This window comes from Paenibacillus sp. OT2-17 (assembly GCF_009827695.1).
GTDB lineage: Bacteria > Bacillota > Bacilli > Paenibacillales > Paenibacillaceae > Paenibacillus > Paenibacillus polymyxa_B.
This window is the reverse complement of sequence record NZ_WUDQ01000459.1, coordinates 1-3020: the sequence shown is the minus strand read 5'-3', so window position 1 is coordinate 3020 and position 3020 is coordinate 1. Positions and strand designations below refer to the sequence as shown.

The window sequence follows — 3020 nt, the reverse complement described above, 5'->3', positions numbered from 1 at the left end:
AAAACCCCGGAATTAAAATACTGTGCCATCCGTCTGGAACGGATCGCCGACCAAGCGCAGGCCGAACGTGATGTACATGAATCGTACCAACGGATTCGCAGACAGATGAACGTCCAGGAAGCTGTTTTGGCTGATAAGGTGACGAGATGAGCGGCACAGGGAATATGATGCACCGTCTGACAGATAACCGGTCAGCTTCGACGAGTAGAATGGGAGCAGCCAGTAGAACAAGCGCTGTTGCTTCTTCTTTTGTAGTCGCAGACGCCGGACAGTGCATCGGTTGCAAAGCCTGTGAACTGGCGTGCTTCGCCGTTCACAGTCAGGCTAACGGCATAGGAGCTTCGGTCGGAACCGTCAGCGTACCTGTTGTACCCAAGGTGTATGTTGTACGTACAGGGGAAATGTATGTGCCGGTGCAATGCCGGCATTGCGAAAATGCCCCCTGCGCACATGCTTGTCCGGTACAGGCCATCCGTCAGGAGGACGGCGTCGTCATGATAGATGAGGAACGATGTATCGGCTGTACCTCCTGTGTTTTGGCCTGCCCCTTCGGGGCAATTGAGGTGTCTCCGGTCTACCGGGCAGGACACGTTGTAACGCAGTCCGGCCTGACTCACCGTGCAAATCGAGTCGCCCTTCCCCGCACCGCAGCAAGCAAATGCGATCTGTGCGCGGAAACAGAGAACGGACAGCCTGCATGTGTAGAGGCCTGCCCGAATCATGTCCTACGGCTGGCCAAAGGTATATCCGACTCACCTCCAGAGCCTCGGCGGGAAGTCTTTTTCCCACGCCTATAAGGTCAAAATCAGCCGCAGAAAGGTAGAAAACCATGTCAACCACAATAGACAAGATCTCTTCGCCTCCTTGTATGAAGACGACTGATTGCACAGACCCTGTCATTCATATTGACCCTACGCTCTGCACAGGATGCAGACGTTGTGCTGGGGTTTGTCCAGTAGATGCCATAGAGGGATTGCCCGGAGAACCGCAAACCGTTAATGCAGACCGATGTGTTATTTGCGGTCAATGTGTACAAATATGCAGCGTATACGCATCTGACTGGGCAGGTTCATCTTCACAGGAAGGCGCAGCTAGACGGCTGGAACGTATCCAAGAACGCGATATGCCTGCCGACATCAGAGAGCCACTATTCGCTGCCTATTATAGCTACAACTTGAATAAGGTAGCCGATATGATGACCAAACCTGGACAGTTTCGGATCGTCCAATGTGCTCCAGCCATTCGTGTTTCACTCGCGGAGGAATTCGGAATGCCGTTCGGCACCTTGACGCCTGGAAAATGGCTGCTGCTTTACGCCGCCTTGGCTTCGACCGGGTATACGACACCAACTTTGGAGCTGACGTGACCATCATGGAGGAAGGCACTGAATTGATTCGTCGCGTGACCGAAGGCGGTCCCTTACCCATGTTCACATCCTGCTGTCCAGCATGGGTCCGATTTGCAGAGATTGAATATCCCGATCTGCTAGACCATCTATCCAGCTGCAAATCTCCGATGCAAATGTTAGGAGCGCTAATCAAATCTTATGGCGCACAACTGGACGAGGTGGAACCTGCGAATATATACAGCGTTGCCATCATGCCCTGTACTTGTAAACAATTTGAATGCGATCGTCCCGAAATGGAATCTGACGGTTACCGTGATGTGGATGAGGTACTGACCACGCGTGAACTTGCATACTGGATCAAGCAGCGCGGAATTGATTTTGCGAACCTGCCTGATGAAGAATTCGATTCACCGTTAGGACAATATTCAGGTGCAGGCTCCATTTTTGGAGTCACTGGAGGAGTCATGGAAGCTGCCATCCGTACAGGTTACGAGCTGCTGACAAATGAAAAACTGCCGAAGCTCCAGCTCGATTTTGTACGTGGTGAGGAAGGCATTCGAGTAGCTGAGGTTCAGGTAGGCAAGCTGCAGCTCAAGGTAGCGGTCGTCGCCGGGCTACAACATGCCTATCAGCTACTGGATCGTGTCCAGGCGGGCGAATGTGATTATCATTTTATTGAGGTGATGGGCTGCCCTGCTGGATGTATCAGCGGAGGGGGACAACCCAAGCTCATGTTAGAAAAGCAACGAATTGAAGCTTATCGGGCACGTAAATCCTCCATCTATGGACATGATGCTGCACACCAGGTACGAAAATCGCATGAGAACCCTCACATCATCAAACTTTATGATGAATTTCTAGGTGAGCCGCTGGGTCATGTGTCGCATCATCTGCTGCACACCACCTTCCAACAACGGGGGACCGGCAAGCAAAGCCACAGCAACACTATTTCCACCAAAGGGGATGCGGATTACTCCATTCATTAATACATTAAGTTATTTTTATGCTGTATACATTATTTTTGTCGTTAGTTAGAGAGGAGTCGAATTGTATGAACCGTTTTGTTTTAGCTGATCCCGATCAATGTATCGGCTGTCGTACCTGTGAAATCGCATGTGTCATCGCACATTCAGCGGAGAACCCTTTTATCTCGCCGGATGATGAGTTTCATTTTCACCCTCGTCTGAAGGTTATCAAATCATTTGGGGTCACTGCACCCGTTCAGTGTCGTCACTGTGAGGATGCTCCATGCGCCAACGCTTGTCCGAACGGCTCTATTACGAACGCAGATGGCTGCATTCTCATTAATAGCGAAAGCTGCATTGGCTGTAAAACCTGCATGATCGCCTGCCCTTACGGCGCGATTAACATGGTACCCGAGTATCGAAACGGGCAGCCTGTCGTGCAGGATGGATTGTATACCAATATGTCAGGACGCTTGCAACCCAAAGAGCGCATGATTGCCAGCAAATGTGATTTATGCGAAGGCGTGGACGGCGGTCCGGCCTGTATTGGTAAATGTCCAACACAAGCCCTCAAACTGGTCGAGCCAGATCTGGTTCATGCCCGGGTTGAAGAAAAACGCGCTGCAAGTGCACGTCAGCTACTGCATATGACACGCATTCCGGCAACGGGTTTATGACCGAAGGTTTCCCTCTGCCTACAAATACGC

General features: G+C 51.2%; 4 protein-coding genes. All 4 read left to right on the top strand.

Translation table 11 applies throughout. From position 1 onward, the window contains the following. The first annotated feature begins 146 nt into the window (after window positions 1-146). On the top strand, window positions 147-797 hold the full coding sequence (locus GRP75_RS30345) for a 4Fe-4S dicluster domain-containing protein (RefSeq protein ID WP_076295294.1): 651 nt from the start codon (window positions 147-149) through the stop codon (window positions 795-797). 32 nt (window positions 798-829) lie between these two features. Next, entirely contained in the window at window positions 830-1366 is a 537-nt protein-coding gene (locus GRP75_RS30340; RefSeq protein ID WP_272917233.1) for a 4Fe-4S binding protein, read from the top strand. Continuing rightward, window positions 1300-2334, top strand: a complete 1035-nt coding sequence (locus GRP75_RS23060) for a [Fe-Fe] hydrogenase large subunit C-terminal domain-containing protein (RefSeq protein WP_272917232.1) — start codon at window positions 1300-1302, stop codon at window positions 2332-2334. The genes GRP75_RS30340 and GRP75_RS23060 overlap by 67 nt, the downstream gene beginning before the upstream one ends. Before the next feature lie 65 nt (window positions 2335-2399). Next, window positions 2400-2990, top strand: a complete 591-nt coding sequence (locus GRP75_RS23055; protein WP_028540676.1) for a 4Fe-4S dicluster domain-containing protein — start codon at window positions 2400-2402, stop codon at window positions 2988-2990. The last annotated feature ends 30 nt before the right edge of the window (window positions 2991-3020 follow it).

What these genes read in the sequence shown, in the direction of transcription:
- GRP75_RS30345 (WP_076295294.1), top strand. Translation starts at nt 147, where the DNA reads ATGAGCGGCACAGGGAATATGATGCACCGTCTGACAGATAACCGGTCA.
- GRP75_RS30340 (WP_272917233.1), top strand. Translation starts at nt 830, where the DNA reads ATGTCAACCACAATAGACAAGATCTCTTCGCCTCCTTGTATGAAGACG.
- GRP75_RS23060 (WP_272917232.1), top strand. Translation starts at nt 1,300, where the DNA reads ATGGCTGCTGCTTTACGCCGCCTTGGCTTCGACCGGGTATACGACACC.
- GRP75_RS23055 (WP_028540676.1), top strand. Translation starts at nt 2,400, where the DNA reads ATGAACCGTTTTGTTTTAGCTGATCCCGATCAATGTATCGGCTGTCGT.